Raw genomic sequence first — 19096 nt, forward strand, 5'->3', positions numbered from 1 at the left:
GTATGTCAGCACCAAGATAGACCTTGGTGCTAGAGATGGGTATTGCGCCTATCGTAGTAAAGCGAAAGCGAAAGCAGCGATTAAATCGGGACTACAACAACTCAGAAACCACATCAGCCAATTTGTGGAACGTTTCTAGGCGCGAAGAGCTAGAACGCCATACTAACCCAATTTCTCGATACGCATTTTGACCGGGAGGATCGATCACAACTAAGTTCTGATTGTCTAATATTCCGTGCTCAATCGCCATTTGAGGAATGAACGTTGTGCCTAAACCATTGGCGACCATCTGAACCAAAGTATGCAAACTCGTCGCAGTAAACGGGTTGATCTTCTCTTTCTTAGTTAGCTTACAAGCCGATACAGCGTGCTCTGTTAAGCAGTGCTCGTTTTCTAATAAGAAAACATACTCGTCAGGTAATTCATCGTAACGAATGGGCACACGTATGTTGCCAGCTTCACTTTGACTGATCACCATCCTAAATGGGTCTAAACCAACAACCAGGCTTTCCATATTGCCAATATCAACAGGTAAGGCCAAAATCAATACGTCCAAATCTCCGTGACGCAGTGCTTGCAACAAATTTGTAGTGGTGTCTTCTCTTAGTAAAAGATTCAGGTTTGGGAATCGTTGGTTCACTTCTTGAACTAAATCGCACAATAAGAACGGCGCTATGGTTGGGATACAGCCAACACGCAATTGCCCTTGCATCACTTCACCTTGAAATAGAGAACCTAATTCAACTAGATCTTGCCCTTTAGCCAGTAGTTCTCGGCCTTGTTCTACAACCTTTTCCCCTAACAGAGTAAAAACCAACGGGCTCTTCTTATCTTTCTTCTCATAAAGTGGGCTGCCGATCATCTCTTCTAGATTCTGAATCCCTTTACTGAGTGTGGATTGACTAACAAAGCAGCGTTGGGCCGCATCACTGAAATGACGAGTCTCATGCAACGTAACAAGATAATGTAGCTGTTTTAAGCTGGGCCATTTATTCATAATTATTATCAAATATTTATTAATGATTTAATCAGTAGCTTATAGAAAGCACTCATCGCTTTTTTCGATAGACTTAATCTATTTATTTCGCTTTTTTTCATACTACGACATGTACTATTATTTGTCTCGTTGAAACACGGAACAAACCAAAATGGTTTGTAACAACTCGATTTTTAGGAGCGAAAAAATGGTACTAGTAGGTCGTCAAGCACCAGATTTTACTGCAGCAGCAGTTCTTGGTAACGGTGAGATTGTTGATAGCTTTAACTTTGCTGAATACACTAAAGGCAAAAAAGCGGTTGTATTCTTCTACCCTCTAGACTTTACGTTCGTTTGCCCGTCTGAGCTTATTGCTTTTGACAAGCGTTTCGAAGATTTCCAAGCGAAAGGCGTTGAAGTAATCGGTGTTTCTATCGATTCACAATTCTCGCACAACGCATGGCGTAACACTGCTGTTGAAGACGGCGGTATTGGCCAAGTTAAATACCCTCTAATCGCTGACGTTAAGCACGAAATCTGCAAAGCGTACGATGTAGAGCACCCAGAAGCAGGCGTTGCTTTCCGTGGTTCTTTCCTAATTGATGCTGACGGCCTTGTACGTCACCAAGTAGTAAACGACCTTCCACTTGGCCGTAACATTGATGAAATGCTACGCATGGTAGACGCACTAAACTTCCACGAGAAGAACGGTGAAGTTTGTCCAGCACAGTGGGAAGAAGGCAAGTCAGGTATGGACGCGTCACCAACAGGTGTTGCTGCTTACCTTTCTGAGCACACTGCAGACCTAGACAAGTAACCGCCACTACTCCATACCAAGCTCAACGGTATGTGTGGCTGGAATTAAAAATATAGCGAAAAATCGCAATCAGCCAAATAGATAGTCGTAGTTAGCCATATTCAAAGCCCACAACTTAGGTTGTGGGCTTTTTGCATCTATAATCCTAATCGTCCTTGCACTGATATAGCGCTACTCTGTGTCCATTGACTCTTGCTATGATAGGAACAAATCTATCCATAGAGTAAACGTCATGTCCATCGAACTAGAAGTCTGTATTGATAACCTTGAATCACTGTCTCTTGCCATCGAAGGTGGTGCTACTCGTATTGAACTGTGCTCCTCATTAGCTCTAGGCGGCTTAACACCAAGCTATGGTTTAATGCGCCAAGCAGCCAAAATGTCTTCTGTGCCTGTCTATGCCATGATCCGCCCTCGCCAAGGTGACTTCCTGTTTAATGAGCTTGATATTGAATGCATGCTAGAAGACGTTCGAGCCGCAAAGCAAGCAGGTCTAAACGGCATTGTGATCGGAGTACTCACAGACACAGGTGAAGTGGATGTGGCACTAAGTAAAAAGTTAATGGCTGAAGCTGAAGGTATGGGCGTGACATTCCATCGAGCAATAGATCAATCGAATGATGCGATCGCCGCACTTGACGCCATTATGTCTCTTGGTTGTGAGCGTGTACTTACTTCCGGCCTGAGATCGAATGCTCTAGATGGCGCACAAACATTGAAAGAAATGGTGCTGCATTGCCAAGGTAAGCTGAGCATCATGGCTGGCGCTGGAGTCACCGCTGAAAACGTCACGACGATTATTGCAGCAACAGGCGTTACCGAGGTTCACTTATCAGGTAAGTCGACTCGACCGAGTAATATGAAAAACCAAACCAATGACACTCACATGGGGAATGCCGATATTGATGACTATTCAATCCCGGTAACGAGCAGCGACAAAATTCGAGCGGTAGCCGCACAACTTATCAAGTAGTCCTATTTGACTGGCGGTGTCATCAAATAGGGCTATTTGATGACGTCGTCAATGTCTTGCTCACTGCTTAGATGACGAACATCCCTACCTTTTACAAAGTAGATAATGTATTCACAGATGTTCTGACAGCGATCACCTACACGTTCTATTGCCCTAGCCGCCCACATCACCTGAAGCACATTTGGGATACAACGCGGGTCTTCCATCATATACGTCATCAGTTGGCGGATCACCGCCTCGTATTCGGCATCAAGCTTATCGTCTTGCTTGTAGACCGCCGCAGCTGCATCCACGTCCATACGCGCAAAAGCATCCAATACTTGATGAAGCATATTGATGGCTTGTCGGCTTAATGGCTCTAAAGAAACCTGCCATGCTCGGTCTTTAGATAAATCGGACTCGACCGCGACGCGAGCAATACGGGTTGCTACGTCACCAATACGCTCTAGGTCGGTAATGGTTTTGATAATTGCCATGATAAGACGGAGATCTTTGGCCGTCGGTTGACGCTTAGCGATGATTCGAGTACACGCTTCATCAATAAACACTTCCATGCCGTTTACCTTGTGGTCGTCTTTAATCACCTTGTTGGCTAGGTCTTCGTCTTGTTTGCTGAGCGCTTGCATCGCAAACGAAAGCTGTTGCTCCACCAGCCCACCCATGGTTAACACATGAGTTCGGATAGTTTCTAGCTCGACATTAAATTGACCAGAGATGTGACGACCAAATTGCATGAAAGGTTCCTTGTTTCGAATTAACGCTTTAATTATAGGTAACGATTAGAAGTAAGGGTTATCCCCTACCTTTAGCCATATCGACCTGTAATATAATCTTCTGTTTGCTTCTTTAATGGTGACGTAAAAATGGAGTCGGTATCACTGTATTCAACCAAACGCCCCAAATGAATAAAAGCAGTATGATCACTCACTCGAGCCGCTTGTTGCATGTTATGGGTAACAATAACAACGGTGTATTGCGTTTTGAGTTCATTGATCAACTCTTCGATGGTCAGAGTTGAAATAGGGTCCAACGCCGATGTTGGTTCATCCAGCAGCAAAACTTCAGGCTCTATGGCAATGGCTCGCGCTATCACCAAACGCTGCTGCTGCCCACCCGATAATCCAAATGCATTTTCATGTAAGCGATCTTTTACTTCATCCCATAATGCTGCTGAACGCAGTGCTTGTTCTGCGGCATCGTCTAAATCTCGGCTGTTGGTAATGCCTTGCAATCTTAACCCGTAAATCGTGTTTTCATAAATAGACTTGGGGAATGGATTTGGCCTTTGAAATACCATACCAACACGGCGCCTAAGGGTAGGAACATCGACTTTAGGATCATAAACATTCTGACCGTGAAGCTTAACATCTCCAGAAATCGTACAGCCTTCAACCAAGTCGTTCATACGATTCATACAACGTAGCAACGTCGATTTACCACAGCCAGACGGCCCTATAAATGCGGTAACCTGCCCTTTAGGTATCCGCATTGAAATATCAAACAGCGCCTGAGACTCTTGATAATGCAGATTCAAACCATTTATCTCAAAGGCGGTTTGCTTCTTCGTTAGATTATGGACATCTAACGGTGCTTCGAAACCTAAAGTAGAATTAATAGAAAACATGCTTAATCTTGCCCCAATGTACGGTATTTTTCTCGTAAGTTATTACGTATACCAATGGCCGTTAAATTCAACCCCACAATCACCGTTACCAACAAAAATGACGTCGCATAAACCAATGGTCGTGCAGCTTCTATGTTTGGTGTTTGAAAGCCTACATCATAAATATGAAAGCCCAAATGCATGAATTTTCTATCCAAGTGCACAAATGGAAATTGGCTATCAATTGGCAGTGTTGGAGCTAATTTTACCACACCGACCAGCATCAGTGGCGCGACCTCTCCTGCCGCCCTGGCAACCGCCAAGATAAGCCCCGTCATAATGGCAGGGCTTGCCATTGGAATGACAATTCGTAATAAGGTTTCAAGCTGGGTTGCGCCTAATGCTAGCGATCCTTGACGAACTGAACTAGGAATTCGAGTTAACCCTTCTTCTGTTGCCACAATAACTACAGGCAGCGTTAACAAGGCTAAAGTCAATGCTGACCACAACAAACCTGGCGTACCAAATGTTGGGGTAGGCAAACTTTCAGAGTAAAACAGCGAATCCAAAGAGCCACCGATGGTGTAAACAAAGAAACCTAAGCCAAACACACCATAAACAATGGATGGCACCCCAGCGAGGTTGATCACCGCAATCCGGATCATTCGAGTTAATGCATTGTTCTTAGCGTATTCGTTAAGATAAATCGCCGCAACCACGCCCAACGGCATAACGACAATCGACATCACTATGACAAGAAAAACGGTACCAAAGATAGCAGGGAAAACGCCGCCTTCCGAATTACCCTCTCGTGGCTCCTCCGATAAAAACTTGCCCAATTGAATCGCCCAATGCCCTAGCTTTTCAACGGTACTCATTCGATTTGGGTACCACATATCCAGTACTTCACTCATGGGCAGTTCTATCGTGTCGCCATGCATATCTTTCACCATCAAGACTTCGGCTTTTAATTCCCGACGCAACAGAGACAGGTTGTCTTCAGCCTTTGTGGATAGCGTCGCGATCTGAGCTGTTTGGCTTTCGTAGGCACTTTGCAGTTCCGGCGTTAATGTGTCGTTAAGCACATGCTTTCGACGCTCCAAGCGAATCGCTTCAACAGAGGCACTGTAACCTCTCAGTTGGTTTTCACTGATATTTGTAATTTCTTTGCGTATCAACTCAACTCGCTCAATTCCTGCTTTCAGTAGAGGTTGTAATTGATAGTACGATAACTTGGTATCAATTCCGTAACCAACTGGCTGGCCAAAGAAATTACCATTATGGGCGCGTTCAATGACCGCCCAATCCGCTGGTTGCGTCGGCTCAGAGAGCCCATCAGCCAATAAGGAAACGAAATCCGCTTGATTACGCTCACGATTGGCTATTTTGATATTGAGCCGCTCCACTTCACCCGCTTCAATTACGGATTGAGAAAGCGAGATATCTCTGGCTAACAGTCGCTCTACAGACACAGTTTCAGACTGGTAAAGTTGACCGATAATGATGCTATTACCTTGCTCATTGCTTTGCCATTGATGCAATGGCGCAGGCCAAAAATACGCTAAGCCCTTCCAGCCGATTAGCAGCAGAATACCCAGTACCGAAATAAGGCTAACGCTAACCGCCCCGGATGTCAGCCATATCCAAGGAGCCCCGGACTTAAACCATTTAGTCACTTACAAACACCCATTTATATGATCAAAGCGCACTGTATTTATCTCTTAGTCGTTGCCGAACCCATTCCGCCACTGAGTTCACTAAAAATGTGAATACGAACAAAATTAGAGCCGCCAAGAAGAGTAAGCGGTAATGCGTACTTGCCACTTCTGATTCTGGCATTTCAATGGCTATCGTGGCGGATAAGCTGCGCATACCCTCAAAGATATTCCAGTCCATCACAGGCGTATTCCCCGTGGCCATTAAGACGATCATCGTTTCACCAACGGCTCGTCCCAACCCCATCATAATGGCAGAAAAGATGCCAGGACTCGCAGTTAGCAACACCACATAGATTAAGGTTTGCCACTGTGTCGCACCAAGAGCTAAAGAACCATCAGACAAGTGTTTAGGTACCGAGAAGATGGCGTCTTCTGAAATAGTGAAAATAGTTGGGATCACGGCAAAGCCCATCGCCAAGCCAACTACTAATGCGTTGCGCTGATCGTAATCAATACCAATGTCAGCAAGAAATACACGCATGTCACCATCAAACCAAGCCAGCTCAATAGCCGAGCTGTAATGAATCGCCAACCAACTTACGGAGATTAAAACCGGAACTAAAATAATGCCATGCCAACCATTGGGCATTTTACTCAGCCACTGTTCCGGCAATAAATGCCAAAGCCATGCTGTTAGAATGGTGGATGCTGGCAGTAACACAATCAAAGCCATGACGGCTGGTAAGTGGTTTTCAACAATAGGCGCAAACCATAAACCCGCCAAAAATCCGATGATAACGGTCGGCAAGGCTTCCATGATTTCAATGGCTGGTTTTACCACGCGGCGCATAGGAGGCGACATAAAGTAGGCCGTGTAAATCGCAGCTAGTACCGCAACGGGAACTGCAAATACCATGGCAAAGAATGCCGCCTTAATGGTACCAAACGCGATAGGAACTAAGCTCAACTTGGCTTCAAAATCATCATTGGCCGACGTTGATTGCCACACAAATTGCGGCTCTGGGTAACCCTCATACCAGACTCGATTCCACAACGAAGAAAATGAAACCTCAGGGTGCGAGTTATCAACCTGAAAGCGAGTAATCTTCCCATCATCATAGGACAACAAGACATTCTCATTACTTGAAATGGCCACAATACTGGGTGCAGACCCTAATATAGACTTAGAAAATGACTGTTCTTTGCTGGTTGTTTGATAATTGGTGATGTTCCCATCTTCAGAAAACGCATAAAACCCCTTACGATAGTAATCTGAAGTAATCAATTGGCTTGGTTGTTTGAAATCGAAGTCTCGGATATACGTAAGCTGTCTGACTTTATCTTTTAGAACATCAAACCATTGTGAAACGACACCGTTTTCATGCTGAATTAAAAGTGATTGCGCCCCTGCCAGCAACGTTATACCAACGGCATTTGAGCTCGGCTCTCCACGAGAAACGTCGACCGCTTCTCGAATTGAAAACTGCCCGTGTTGATTTCTTGCCACCAGCAATTCTGTCGACGTTAAAATATAGAGAAACTTACCATCTGGTGTCACTTGCATTGAAATTACATCTTCAATGGCGTGCGCGAGTGTTTGCTTAATCACTTTAGGTTCATCTTGACCCGGCGTTTTTATCTCAGTATGGATAAATAGCTGTTCTTCTTCGTTTAAGCCAGCAAACACCGCTCCTCTAGAATAAACAGCAACCGCCAACTGCGTGATGGCTTTTCTATTCGGCTCCAACACAATAGGCTCCGAACCGTAATGCCGGATCTTCGCAGACACACTCTTGCCTTGTGAAGAGAAGTCCACTGAGAACTCAGGTTTGAGAGCCATGACCTGACCTAGGGCATCGGCATACGCCAACCAACCACTACTTGCAGGCATTTGATAGAAAGAGGTTGGCTGATTAGGTAATTGATATTGAAGCTGAGGAGTGGCAGCAACGCTTTTTGATTCGTTTGCACCGCCTACTAAATCCAAGAAGTAAACCTGACCATCTTGAGTGGCCACAAACGCATGCTTACCGTAATTATCGACGCTGATCGCGTAGGGCTCACTTGCTAAAGCTAGCGGTTGCCCACCACTTTGTTCGATTTTGGCACCGGAAAAAATAGGCAGTACCATCATCACTAAATAGAAAAAGATCAATGCCAGTGCAAACAAAATTCCAACGCCGCCGATCGTCACGGCATAGCGAGCAAGGCTGTCTTTCAGCTGCCTAGCTCTATCACGTTGTTGTAATGTAAATTCCACCTGGGACATCCCACCTAAATCCTATTTTCAGTCGCTGCCATATTATGTCAGTTAGGTGACACAAATATTACAATGATACGCTAAATAACTGAAATTTACTTAATCTTGCCCTTAATACAAAGAACTGAAATATACTGACAAGGGGGACGCTTTGTTCTCTTCCTGACAGGGCAATTCGTACTCATAAATGGATCTAGTATGAACGCAGAAAAGCAATTCGCCGATACACTCTTTACTGAAAAAGAGCTCAGTTGGCTATCATTTAACGAACGCGTGTTACAAGAAGCCGCGGATAAAAATGTACCTCTTATCGAACGTATTCGTTTTCTCGGTATCTTCTCTAATAACTTGGATGAGTTTTATAAGGTTCGCTTCTCTGATATTAAGCGTCGCATTGTTATCAATCAGGAACAAGGAACTAAAGATGGTTCAGAGCAACTGCTGGCAAAGATGCAAAGGAAAGCCTTAACACTGAACCACGCGTTTGATGAGCTCTACGGTGAACTACTACTGGAGATGGCCCGCAGAGGCATTTTTCTCGTCAGCGAAACGCAGCTCAATGAAAAGCAACAAAAATGGGTTCGTAAGTTCTTTCATCGAGAAGTATTGCCTCATATTGCGCCTCAATTGATGACCGATGACATCGACGTTCTGCAATTTTTAAAAGACGAATGCGCTTACTTAAGTGTTGAATTGAAAAGCGGCATCAAAGCAGGAATAGAACAACAAACGCAATATGCTTTGGTCGAGATCCCAACAGAGCATTTACCTCGTTTTATCATCATGCCTGAACAAAAAGGCGAAAAGCGTAAGACCATAATTTTACTCGATAATATTATCCGCCATTGCTTAGACGATCTTTTCCGAGGGTTCTTTGACTATGAATCGCTGCATTGCTACGCGATGAAAGTAACCCGAGATGCAGAATATGATTTAAATACTGAAGATGAACACGGCATCCTCGAACAGATGTCTGAGGGCTTGAACCAGCGTTTAACCGCCATGCCCGTTCGCTTTGTGTATGAGAAAGAGATGCCTCAAGCCATGCTTTCATTCTTAAGCAAAAAACTTCAGCTATCTAATTACGACAGTTTGATACCCGGGGGCCGTTATCACAATTTTAAAGACTTCATACATTTCCCTAATATCGGTCGAGGATACCTAGAAAACAAACCGCTTACTCCACTGAGAAATGCTGACTTTGATCACTTCTCCAATGCATTTGATGCCATTAGTCACAATGATATTTTGCTCCACTACCCTTACCACACATTTGATCACACAACAGAATTTGTGCGCCAATCTTCGTTTGATCCCAAAGTCGTCGCGATCAAGATCAACGTATATCGTGTCGCCAAAAACTCTAAGCTGCTCAATTCATTAATTGATGCGGTCAACAATGGCAAACAGGTTACTGTGGTCATCGAACTGCAGGCACGTTTTGATGAAGAAGCCAATATTGAGTGGTCTAGAGTGTTGACCGATGCAGGTATTAAGGTGATTTTCGGAGCTACAGGGTTAAAAATTCATGCTAAGTTGCTACTAGTCAGCCGGAAAGAAGCCGACAAGATAGTACGTTATGCTCATATTGGAACCGGTAATTTTCATGAAAAAACAGCGCGTATTTACACAGACTTATCCTTGTTTACCGCCACCCCTGAACTAACGAAAGAAGTGCACGATGTATTTGGCTACATTGAGCATCCTTACCGACCAGTTAAATTCCACCATCTCATTGTGTCTCCGAGGAATACTCGCCAGCAGCTATACCGCTTAATCGACAATGAGATCGCCAATGTTAAACAAGGGAAAAAAGCGGGAATTAGCCTCAAGCTTAATAACTTAGTCGACAAAAAGATCATCACGAAACTCTATGATGCAAGCCGTGCTGGCGTCAGCATACGCATTATCGTTAGAGGCATGTGTGCCTTGGTACCAGAAATAACAGGGGTCAGTGAAAACATTCAAGTCATCAGTATTGTCGACCGATTTTTGGAGCACTCTCGAGTCTTAATCGCAGAAAATGCCGGAAAGCCCCTCGTCTATATTTCATCCGCAGATTGGATGAGCCGAAACCTAGATCATCGAATTGAGGTCGGAACCCCCGTTCTAGATCCTAGTATCAAACAACAGATCTTAGACATCATAGAGATTCATTTCACTGATACTGTAAAAGCACGCAAAATTGATGCCTCGCTCAGTAATGACTATGTTTCTAGAGGGAACAAGAAAAAAATCCGGTCTCAATTGCAGATCTATAGCTACATCAAACAAAAAGAAAAGCTGGCTAAAAGGTCATTCGCACAGGAAGAGTTATGAGCAGTCACAGTCGAAATATCGCCGCGATAGATCTCGGTTCTAATAGCTTCCATATGGTTGTGGCCAAAGTGGTTGGCTCAGACTTACAAATGGTCAGTCGCCATAAGCAAAGAGTTCGCCTTGCTGCTGGACTTGACCTGCAAAACAATCTTTCAAATGAGTCAATTCAAAGAGGGATCGATTGCCTCAAAATATTTGCAGAACGGCTGCACGACTTCGAGTTAAATAACGTTCGCATTGTCGCTACCCATACATTGCGTCAGGCTAACAATGCCCACCTATTTATCCAACGTGCCGCCAAAATATTACCTTTTCCCATCGAGATCATATCAGGCATAGAAGAGGGTCGACTTATATTTCTCGGGGTTGCTCATACTCAGATTGAATCAAAAAGTAAGCTGGTCATTGATATTGGTGGAGGAAGTACCGAAATGATCATCGGCCAAGGGTTTGATAGCCGTATTATCAACAGTAAAAGAATAGGCTGCGTCAGTTTTACTCACCAATTTTTCAATGATGGCTTACTCCAGGAAAATCAATTTTTGAAAGCACACATGGCCGTTGCTCAAAAACTTGAACCGCTCGCCTATCAATACAAACAGCTCGGTTGGGAGGCGGCTTTAGGGTCATCGGGCACCATAAAAGCTATTCGTGAAGTCCTAATAGGTTTAGGATTTGATGACGGCCTGATTACACAACATCGCTTACAAAGCCTGATTCAACAGCTTTGTGAGTTTAATACGATGGAAAAGATCAACTTAGTGGGGTTAACACAGGAAAGACACCCTGTATTTTCTGCTGGGGTCGCGATTTTAAGCGGTATCATGAAAGAACTCGACATCAATCAACTTCACTATTCCGATGGCGCTTTACGTGAGGGCGTCTTGTATGAAATGGAGCAACGCTTTGAGCGAAGTGATATTCGCATGCGAACCACAGAAAACCTGGCTACTAAGCACCATGTTGACTTAGTCCATGCCAATAAAGTGAGGAGGCAAGCTACTGCGTTCTTATCTCAGGTAGCGTTAAAGCTGGGAATAAAAAAAAGCAATGAACTGTTCGCGTTGTTAGAGTGGGCAGCAATGCTGCACGAAGTAGGCTTAAGCATCAGCTTTAAGGGATTTCATAAGCATTCTCAATACATACTTCAACACACCAACATGCCCGGCTTTAATCAAGAACAGCAATTAATGATCGCGACTCTGACGCGTTTTCAGCGTAAGTCATTAAAATTGCATGACCTTCCTGAATTTAACTTATTTAAAACCCAGCACGTTTTATCCGCCATTCGAATATTAAGACTGGCCATATTGCTTCACGGCCAACGTAGGGATGCCCCACTACCAGAACTGATTTTATCGGTTGATGAAGAGCAATGGTTGCTTACCAGTGCAGAAAATAACTGGCTAGATCATAATCGCTTATTGCATGAAGACTTACTCACAGAGCAAGAATATTGGCACAGTGTGGGGTGGGAACTAGCGTTCAGCTAAACCCAGTTTGGCGAGTTCATTATCAACGAGTTGAACAGAAACCGGCACGTAACCCTCTTTTTCGACCAAGTACTGGCCTTGCTTAGAAAATATAAAGCGAACAAATTGCTCTTCTAGCGGGCTCAGAGGTTGGCCTGGATGCTTATTAATATACACATAGAGGAAACGAGATAACGGATATGAACCGGACAGTACGTTATCTCGACTCGCTTCTACATAATCAGTGCCTTGTTTAGATATAGGCAACAACTTAGCCCCAGACACTTGATAGCCAATGCCCGAGTAGCCAATTGAATTGATCGATGAAGCGACTGATTGAACAACCGACGCGGATCCCGGCTGTTCATTTACATTTCGGCGAAAGTCACCACCGCATAGGGCGTTTTGCTTAAAGTAACCGTAGGTTCCAGATACCGAGTTTCGACCAAACAATTGCAAACGACGCTTGGCCCATGCTTGATCAATCCCCAACTGTTGCCAGTTTTTTATCGGAACGGTGGCTCCGCAGCGTAATGTGCTTGAGAAAATACTGTCTATTTGCTCAAAGTCTAACCCTTTTATCGGGTTATCTCGGTGAACAAAAATACCAATAGCATCGATGGCTACGCGTAAAGCAACAGGTTTGTAACCGTACTTTCGCTCAAATGCTTCCACTTCTTTGGCTCGCATAGGACGACTCATCGGGCCAAACTGCGCAGTGCCTTCAGCAAGTGCAGGGGCTGCTGTAGAAGAACCTAGAGCTTGAACTTGCACGTTGATGTTCGGATAGATATCTTGAAACTGATCAGCCCACATGGTCATCATAGAGCCAAGTGTGTCTGATCCTGTCGACGTTAAATTCCCCGAAATACCGGAAACTTTTTTGTAGTCAGTCAGCTTTAATTCTTCTGAAGTACCACTTTCAGCCGTAGAAGATGTAGAGATAGCTAAAAGAACCAACACACTGATCACTCTTAAACTAGCCCAAATGGACTCACTGAAAGTCATCTTCTGTCGCATCATTTAATCACAACCAAACGGCTAGGCAATGTGAACGTAAATCGGCTGCCTTTCCCGACCTCACTGTGTATATCTAAGTGAGAATCATGGTGTGTCAGTGCATGCTTCACAATAGCAAGCCCTAACCCACTGCCGCCAGTTTCTCTAGAACGAGCCCTATCAACGCGATAAAACCTTTCGGTTAAACGGTGCAAATGCTGCGGCTCAATCCCCTCTCCTGTGTCAGCCACTTCAAGCTTGGCACCATTAGGGGTATTCTTCCATGTGACTTTAATCTTCGCACCGGCAGGCGTGTATTTGACAGCGTTATAAACCAGGTTTGAAATCGCACTGCGCAGCTGATCTTCATCACCATAAACGTACAAGTTGGTATCTATGTCAAATTGAAGCTGGTGATCATTTTCACCGCTTAACGCGACAGCTTCTTTTTCTAATACATCTAACATCGCGGGTACATGAACAATGTCTTCAAGCTCATGCATTGGCGCCGCTTCAATTTTCGATAATGTCAGTAGTTGGTTAACCAAGCTATTCATCCGGTTGAGCTGCTCAGTCATGACGCCATGGGCTTTACCCCACATAGGGCCAACTAGCATTTCAGGGTCTTGCGTCATCTCTAAGTAACCCTGCAATACGGTCATCGGTGTGCGCAATTCATGGGAAACGTTCGCAAAGAAGTTACGACGCATACCCTCTAACTGTTTGAGCTGAGTGACATCACGGACAACCATTAAGTGCTCACCTTCAGTATACGGCACGATACGCAGCTCTAGCATACGTTCTACATTAAGTGGAGAGTGCATTTCTAAAGGTTCTGAAAAGTCTTGTTTCGCTAGGTACTTAATAAAATCAGGCGTGCGAATCAGGTTAGAGATCGGCTGACCAGAGTCGTCAGGCCACCGGAAACCCAGTAGGTGTTGAGCCAGTTTATTGCACCAAACAATGTTACCTTCACTACGAAATACCACCACAGCATCAGGTAAGGATTCAGCACCATTTCGGAAACGACGAATCAAATTAGTCAGCTCTTTGCGCTTTTTACGCTGACGCTGTTGAATTCGGTAAATACCATTAAACAACGGTTCCCACTGGCTGGTTCCCGCTGGCGGTGTTAAGCGTTTGTCATCCCAAAGCCAAGTGGATAGGCGAACTTGGTTATGCAGTTGCCAAACAAGCTGCAAAGCCGTCGCTATCAGCAATAGCCAGGGCATGTAACCAAATATCCAGCCGACTACTACCCAGGGGGCGTAAAAAAAAGCCAGCGACCAGACTAGCTTCTTCCAAGTTAACCTTTCAACCATCGAATGCTCCGGGAGCCTCCATCGTTATGCGCGGGTAGAGAAGCGATAGCCCGCTCCACGTACTGTCTGCACCAATTTATCGTGACCAGCACCTTCCAATGCCTTACGCAAACGTCGAATATGCACATCTACAGTGCGATCTTCTACATACACATTGGTGCCCCAAACGTTATTCAGTAACTGTTCGCGGCTATAAACGCGCTCTTGATGCGTCATAAAGAAATGCAACATTTTGAATTCAGTTGGACCCATATCAAGCGCTTGATCGTTCGCCGTTACTCGGTGGGAAACAGGGTCAAGCTTTAGGCCTTGTACGTCGATAACATCTTCCAAAGCCGTGGGCGTTACTCGTCGAATTACCGCTTTAAGTCGTGCAACCAACTCTTTTGGTGAAAACGGTTTTGTGATGTAGTCATCAGCACCGGCTTCCAAGCCACGTACTTTATCTTCTTCTTCACCACGAGCCGTTAACATCACCACTGGAATATTTCGTGTTAACTCTTCACGCTTCAAGTGCTTGATAAAGTTGATGCCTGTACCACCAGGAAGCATCCAATCTAGCAAAATAAGGTCTGGAAATGGTTCACACAGTTTTTCTACAGCAGTGTCGTAGTCTTCGGCTTCGACTGCTTGGTAACCTTTTTGTTCAAGCACAAAACACAGCATCTCACGAATTGGCGCTTCGTCCTCAACAACCAGAATCCTTCTAGACATAATTGAATTACCTTTAGTATTAATCAACGTCATGCATTATCGACAACAATTATGACACTTTTGTGACCCTTGCAAACAATTTTTCACATAACTTTCTTTAGAATTTCATTGGCTTTTTTCTAAATTGCTTTAGGACAAGAGCGTAAAAATCCCCTATTATTTGCCGTTCAAACACAGAATATGAGTAAAACGTATGTGGTTTAAAAACTGTTTAGTGTATCGCTTCAACCGCGATATCGAATTCAACGCCGAACAACTTGAAACGCAACTGCAAGAGTTCCGTTTTACACCGTGTGGTAGCCAAGACAAACAAAAATTCGGCTGGACAACAGCTATGGGCAGACACGGTGATATGATGACTCATGTGTCTGAAAACCGTATTCTTATCTGTGCCAAGAAAGAAGAAAAAATGTTGCCAGCGTCCGTCATCAAAGATTCGCTAGCAGCAAAAATTGACATGATGGAAGCCCAAGAAGGCCGCCCTTTAAAGAAAAAAGAAAAAGACAATTTAAAAGACGACATCATTGTCGATCTGCTTCCACGCGCCTTTAGTCGCAGTAATCACACATTCGTACTGATTTTGCCTGAACAAGGTTTTATCTTAGTCGATGCAAGTAGCTACAAAAAAGCAGAAGATGTATTAGCATTATTACGTAAAACCATGGGTAGCCTGCCCGTTGTTCCTGCGATTCCAGAACAAGCCATTGAAACCACGCTTACCGAATGGGTTAAAACAGGCGAGACTCCTTCAGGTATCACTATGCTTGATGAAGCTGAGCTCAAGTCTTTACTGGAAGATGGCGGTATCATCCGATGTAAAAAACAAGAATTGAGCGCAGATGAAATTCAGTCTCACATTCAAGCGAATAAAGTGGTGACTAAACTCGCCATCAATTGGCAAGATCGTATTGAGTTTGTTTTAGCTGAAGATTGTAGTGTTAAACGTCTTAAGTTTAGTGATGAACTAAAAGATCAAAATGAAGATATTCCTCGTGAAGATCAAGCTGCTCGCTTTGATGCTGACTTCTCTCTAATGTGTAGCGAACTTGGTGCATTTCTGCCAAACCTTTTTGAGACATTAGGTGGCTTGCCAAAAGCTGAATAGAACTCGAAGCTAAACCACTTCACGACTAGATACGAAAAAGCCAGAACAAGACTTCAAGCTGTTCTGGCTTTTTGCTGTTCTGGCTTTTTACTTTTCTAATTTCTACATCAGCACAACGAATTCGCTACTCAACAAGTTCAACGGTCTTTACTCTTTCTACTTCTTCTCTTTCCTCTTTTACTCATTTAGCGTAAAATTTGCGCCCCACTAATACCATCCAGTGGTATTGGACTGACTTGAGATCAGAAGAGAACTTAGCAATGTTTAAACCAGAACTTTTATCCCCAGCGGGTAGCCTTAAAAATATGCGTTATGCTTTTGCCTACGGCGCAGATGCAGTATACGCAGGTCAACCTCGCTACAGCCTACGTGTTCGTAATAACGAGTTTAACCACGAAAACCTACAGATCGGTATCGATGAAGCTCACGCTCAAGGTAAGAAACTGTACGTCGTTTGCAACATTCAGCCTCACAACTCGAAGCTGAAAACGTTCATTCGTGATTTAACACCGGTTGTTGAAATGGGTCCTGACGCACTGATCATGTCTGATCCTGGTTTAATCATGTTAGTTCGTGAAGCTTTTCCAGATATGCCTATTCACCTATCAGTTCAAGCCAATGCGGTGAACTGGGCAACCGTTAAGTTCTGGTCAACTCAAGGTGTAGAGCGTGTGATTCTGTCCCGCGAACTGTCACTAGAAGAAATTGAAGAAATTCGTGAGCATTGCCCTGAAACGGAATTAGAGATTTTCGTTCACGGTGCACTTTGCATGGCTTACTCTGGTCGCTGCTTACTTTCAGGTTACATTAACAAGCGCGATCCAAACCAAGGCACATGTACTAACGCATGCCGTTGGGAATACAAAGTAGAAGAAGCAAAAGAAGACGAAACAGGTCAAATCGTTGAGGTTCAAGACGCTGCGGTTCAAATGCAAGAAGTGGAAGAACGCCCAGATAATACACTAGGTCTAGGCAAGCCAACTGATGAAGTGGTGCTGCTTTCTGAAAGCCACCGCCCTGAAGAAAAGATGGCTGCGTTTGAAGATGAACATGGTACCTACATCATGAACTCTAAAGATCTACGTGCGATACAACACGTAGAGCGTTTAACTCAGATGGGTGTTCATTCACTTAAAATCGAAGGCCGTACTAAATCATTCTATTACTGCGCTCGTACTGCACAGGTTTATCGTAAAGCGATTGATGATGCGGTAGCAGGTAAACCATTTGATGAGAGCCTAATGGGTACATTAGAGAGCTTAGCTCATCGTGGTTATACTGAAGGCTTCTTACGCCGCCATACGCACGACACATACCAAAACTACGACTATGGCTACTCGGTATCAGATGCTCAGCAATTCGTTGGTGAGTTTACTGGTAAACGCCGTGGTGACCTTGCTGAAGTTGAAGTTAAAAACAAATTCCTTGTTGGTGATAGCCTAGAGCTAATGACACCAAGCGGAAACGTTGTATTTACGTTAGAGCGAATGGAAAACCGAAAATCCGAAGTGATTGACGACGCAAAAGGCAACGGCCACTTTGTGTTCATTCCAATGCCTGAAGATATGGACTTAGAATTCGGACTGCTTATGCGTAATCTGAACTCAGGGCAAGATACTCGTAACCCTACAGGTAAATAACCTAAGCGCTTCTACCATTTCGAATAAAGCCTGCTCAGTAGCAGGCTTTGCTTTTTGCAACGCAAATTAGCAATTACTCCCATTCGGCAAGAGCAAGATCTCAACTTTGTCCCTTTTTTCCTATCGCTATTTGTACCACATCGCATTTGTGTTTCTAATTAATTGTTTTATCAGTCATTTAAGAACAAGATTATTATTCATTGATATTGGCATCTTGTGTGCATGTATCTATATGCGATCAGATTGTATTGCCAATATTCAAGAGTTATACAATAGCTCTAACCCGATGTACTTAATAAAGGTGGGGTAGCACTATGAGTGATATCTATAAAATTGAAACCTACAGTGAGACCTGTGCTCAGATCATTTTAGAATCTGTCGAGCGCTCAGGTGGACGTGCCGTAATTAGAGGCTGGGCTGTAATAACTAATCATGAATTCACGGCGTCTCAGGCTCAGCACATTTTGTCATTAGTCTCCCGAACTAGCGATGATATAAGCGCCGATGATTTTGGTACTTGGCTAGAGATTAAACTGGCCGCTTAAATAATCGCGAATACCTTAACCACACTCTCATTAGCTACAAGCTCATTTGGCTAACTCCCCTTTTATGGTACACTTCGCCGCTTGAAAATAGCAAAGCCACCAACAGGCTTTGCATGTTTGTTGTATGGATTAATACCAACAAGCATTTATCGGTTTAGCTGTGTAAGTGTTCATCGAAATACCCGCTATTTCAATGAGCATTGGATGTATGCAGGATGTATTAATACACGCGAAGCCATTTACGACTTTTATAGGTAAGTTAACCATGGCTCTTCTAATACAAAAATCATGCATCAATTGCGATATGTGCGACCCCGAATGTCCTAATGGCGCCATTACTATGGGTGACAGCATTTATGAGATTGACCCTTTATTGTGTACTGAATGTAAAGGTCACTACGACAAACCTACCTGCCAATCTGTATGCCCGATCACCAAGTGTATTATCACCGATCCTAAGCACATAGAAACGGAAGAAGAGTTACTTGAAAAGTTTGTCATTATTCAAGGTTTAGCTTAAGAACCCCAAACAATTGAAAAAGCCCGCTAGCAACAACTAGCGGGCTTTTTTTGTATGTTTTATAGCAAAGTGGAGAGGTTCGAACTCCGATAAATGCAAAAGGGCTCTAGTCTTTCGACTAGAGCCTTTTTAAATATGGCAGGGGTGGAGAGATTCGAACTCCCAACACGCGC

15 protein-coding genes and 2 pseudogenes are annotated in these 19096 nt (G+C 44.0%); 8 read left to right on the plus strand and 9 right to left on the minus strand.

The window, feature by feature from the left end; translation table 11 throughout:
• Nucleotides 1–91: 91 nt before the first annotated feature.
• Nucleotides 92–997, minus strand: a complete 906-nt coding sequence (locus tag QWZ04_RS07335) for a hydrogen peroxide-inducible genes activator (RefSeq protein ID WP_290326487.1) — start codon at nt 995–997, stop codon at nt 92–94.
• 187 nt (nt 998–1184) lie between these two features.
• Between QWZ04_RS07335 and QWZ04_RS07340 the strand changes: the two genes are divergently transcribed.
• Nucleotides 1185–1793 carry a peroxiredoxin C gene (locus tag QWZ04_RS07340; protein ID WP_290326489.1) on the plus strand — a complete coding sequence of 203 codons (609 nt, stop codon included), beginning with the start codon at nt 1185–1187 and terminating at the stop codon, nt 1791–1793.
• Nucleotides 1794–2025: 232 nt separating this feature from the next.
• Nucleotides 2026–2766, plus strand: a complete 741-nt coding sequence (locus tag QWZ04_RS07345; protein ID WP_290326490.1) for a copper homeostasis protein CutC — start codon at nt 2026–2028, stop codon at nt 2764–2766.
• Nucleotides 2767–2798: 32 nt separating this feature from the next.
• Here QWZ04_RS07345 and phoU read toward each other — a convergent pair whose 3' ends face one another.
• From phoU to QWZ04_RS07365, 5 genes and pseudogenes are all read right to left on the minus strand, one after another.
• Nucleotides 2799–3500 carry a phosphate signaling complex protein PhoU gene (phoU, locus tag QWZ04_RS07350; protein WP_290326493.1) on the minus strand — a complete coding sequence of 234 codons (702 nt, stop codon included), beginning with the start codon at nt 3498–3500 and terminating at the stop codon, nt 2799–2801.
• 71 nt (nt 3501–3571) lie between these two features.
• Nucleotides 3572–4390: a phosphate ABC transporter ATP-binding protein PstB gene (gene pstB / locus QWZ04_RS07355; protein ID WP_290326495.1), complete on the minus strand. Its 819-nt coding sequence runs from the start codon at nt 4388–4390 to the stop codon at nt 3572–3574.
• 2 nt (nt 4391–4392) lie between these two features.
• Nucleotides 4393–5373: pseudogene (pstA, locus tag QWZ04_RS23595) on the minus strand (phosphate ABC transporter permease PstA); the annotation flags it as partial.
• Between the two features lie 476 nt (nt 5374–5849).
• Nucleotides 5850–6045: pseudogene (locus QWZ04_RS23600) on the minus strand (phosphate ABC transporter permease PstA); the annotation flags it as partial.
• Nucleotides 6046–6067: 22 nt separating this feature from the next.
• Nucleotides 6068–8296 (minus strand): ABC transporter permease subunit, encoded by a 2229-nt coding sequence (locus QWZ04_RS07365; protein WP_290326498.1) that lies wholly within the window; start codon nt 8294–8296, stop codon nt 6068–6070.
• Between the two features lie 189 nt (nt 8297–8485).
• Here QWZ04_RS07365 and ppk1 point away from each other — a divergent pair, with 189 nt between their 5' ends.
• Together ppk1 and ppx are read left to right on the plus strand one after the other, a co-directional pair.
• A complete protein-coding gene (gene ppk1, locus QWZ04_RS07370; protein ID WP_290326500.1) occupies nt 8486–10606 on the plus strand; it encodes a polyphosphate kinase 1 in 2121 nt (706 codons plus the stop codon).
• Entirely contained in the window at nt 10603–12099 is a 1497-nt protein-coding gene (ppx, locus tag QWZ04_RS07375; RefSeq protein ID WP_290326502.1) for an exopolyphosphatase, read from the plus strand. Before ppk1 ends, ppx begins: the two co-directional genes overlap by 4 nt.
• On the opposite strand, the gene QWZ04_RS07380 is transcribed toward ppx, so the two are convergent.
• From QWZ04_RS07380 to phoB, 3 genes are read right to left on the minus strand one after another with little or no spacing between them, the layout of a single operon-like run.
• Nucleotides 12085–13098 carry a PstS family phosphate ABC transporter substrate-binding protein gene (locus tag QWZ04_RS07380; protein WP_435433591.1) on the minus strand — a complete coding sequence of 338 codons (1014 nt, stop codon included), beginning with the start codon at nt 13096–13098 and terminating at the stop codon, nt 12085–12087. The two genes, ppx and QWZ04_RS07380, sit on opposite strands and share 15 nt — an antisense overlap.
• Complete coding sequence (gene phoR / locus QWZ04_RS07385; RefSeq protein ID WP_290326505.1) at nt 13098–14399, minus strand: phosphate regulon sensor histidine kinase PhoR; 1302 nt, start codon at nt 14397–14399, stop codon at nt 13098–13100. Before phoR ends, QWZ04_RS07380 begins: the two co-directional genes overlap by 1 nt.
• Before the next feature lie 24 nt (nt 14400–14423).
• Entirely contained in the window at nt 14424–15113 is a 690-nt protein-coding gene (gene phoB / locus QWZ04_RS07390) for a phosphate regulon transcriptional regulator PhoB (RefSeq protein WP_290326507.1), read from the minus strand.
• 193 nt (nt 15114–15306) lie between these two features.
• Between phoB and rdgC the strand changes: the two genes are divergently transcribed.
• From rdgC to QWZ04_RS07410, 4 genes are all read left to right on the plus strand, one after another.
• A complete protein-coding gene (gene rdgC, locus QWZ04_RS07395; RefSeq protein ID WP_290326508.1) occupies nt 15307–16218 on the plus strand; it encodes a recombination-associated protein RdgC in 912 nt (303 codons plus the stop codon).
• Nucleotides 16219–16478: 260 nt separating this feature from the next.
• Nucleotides 16479–17858: a prephenate-dependent tRNA uridine(34) hydroxylase TrhP gene (gene trhP / locus QWZ04_RS07400; protein WP_290326510.1), complete on the plus strand. Its 1380-nt coding sequence runs from the start codon at nt 16479–16481 to the stop codon at nt 17856–17858.
• A gap of 314 nt (nt 17859–18172) precedes the next feature.
• Nucleotides 18173–18403 (plus strand): hypothetical protein, encoded by a 231-nt coding sequence (locus tag QWZ04_RS07405; RefSeq protein WP_290326513.1) that lies wholly within the window; start codon nt 18173–18175, stop codon nt 18401–18403.
• Between the two features lie 265 nt (nt 18404–18668).
• The gene (locus QWZ04_RS07410; protein WP_290326515.1) at nt 18669–18923 is read left to right on the plus strand and encodes a YfhL family 4Fe-4S dicluster ferredoxin; all 255 of its coding nucleotides are present in this window, start codon (nt 18669–18671) and stop codon (nt 18921–18923) included.
• The last annotated feature ends 173 nt before the right edge of the window (nt 18924–19096 follow it).

It is taken from the genome of Vibrio tapetis subsp. quintayensis (assembly GCF_030409945.1).
Classification (GTDB): Bacteria; Pseudomonadota; Gammaproteobacteria; order Enterobacterales; family Vibrionaceae; genus Vibrio; species Vibrio quintayensis.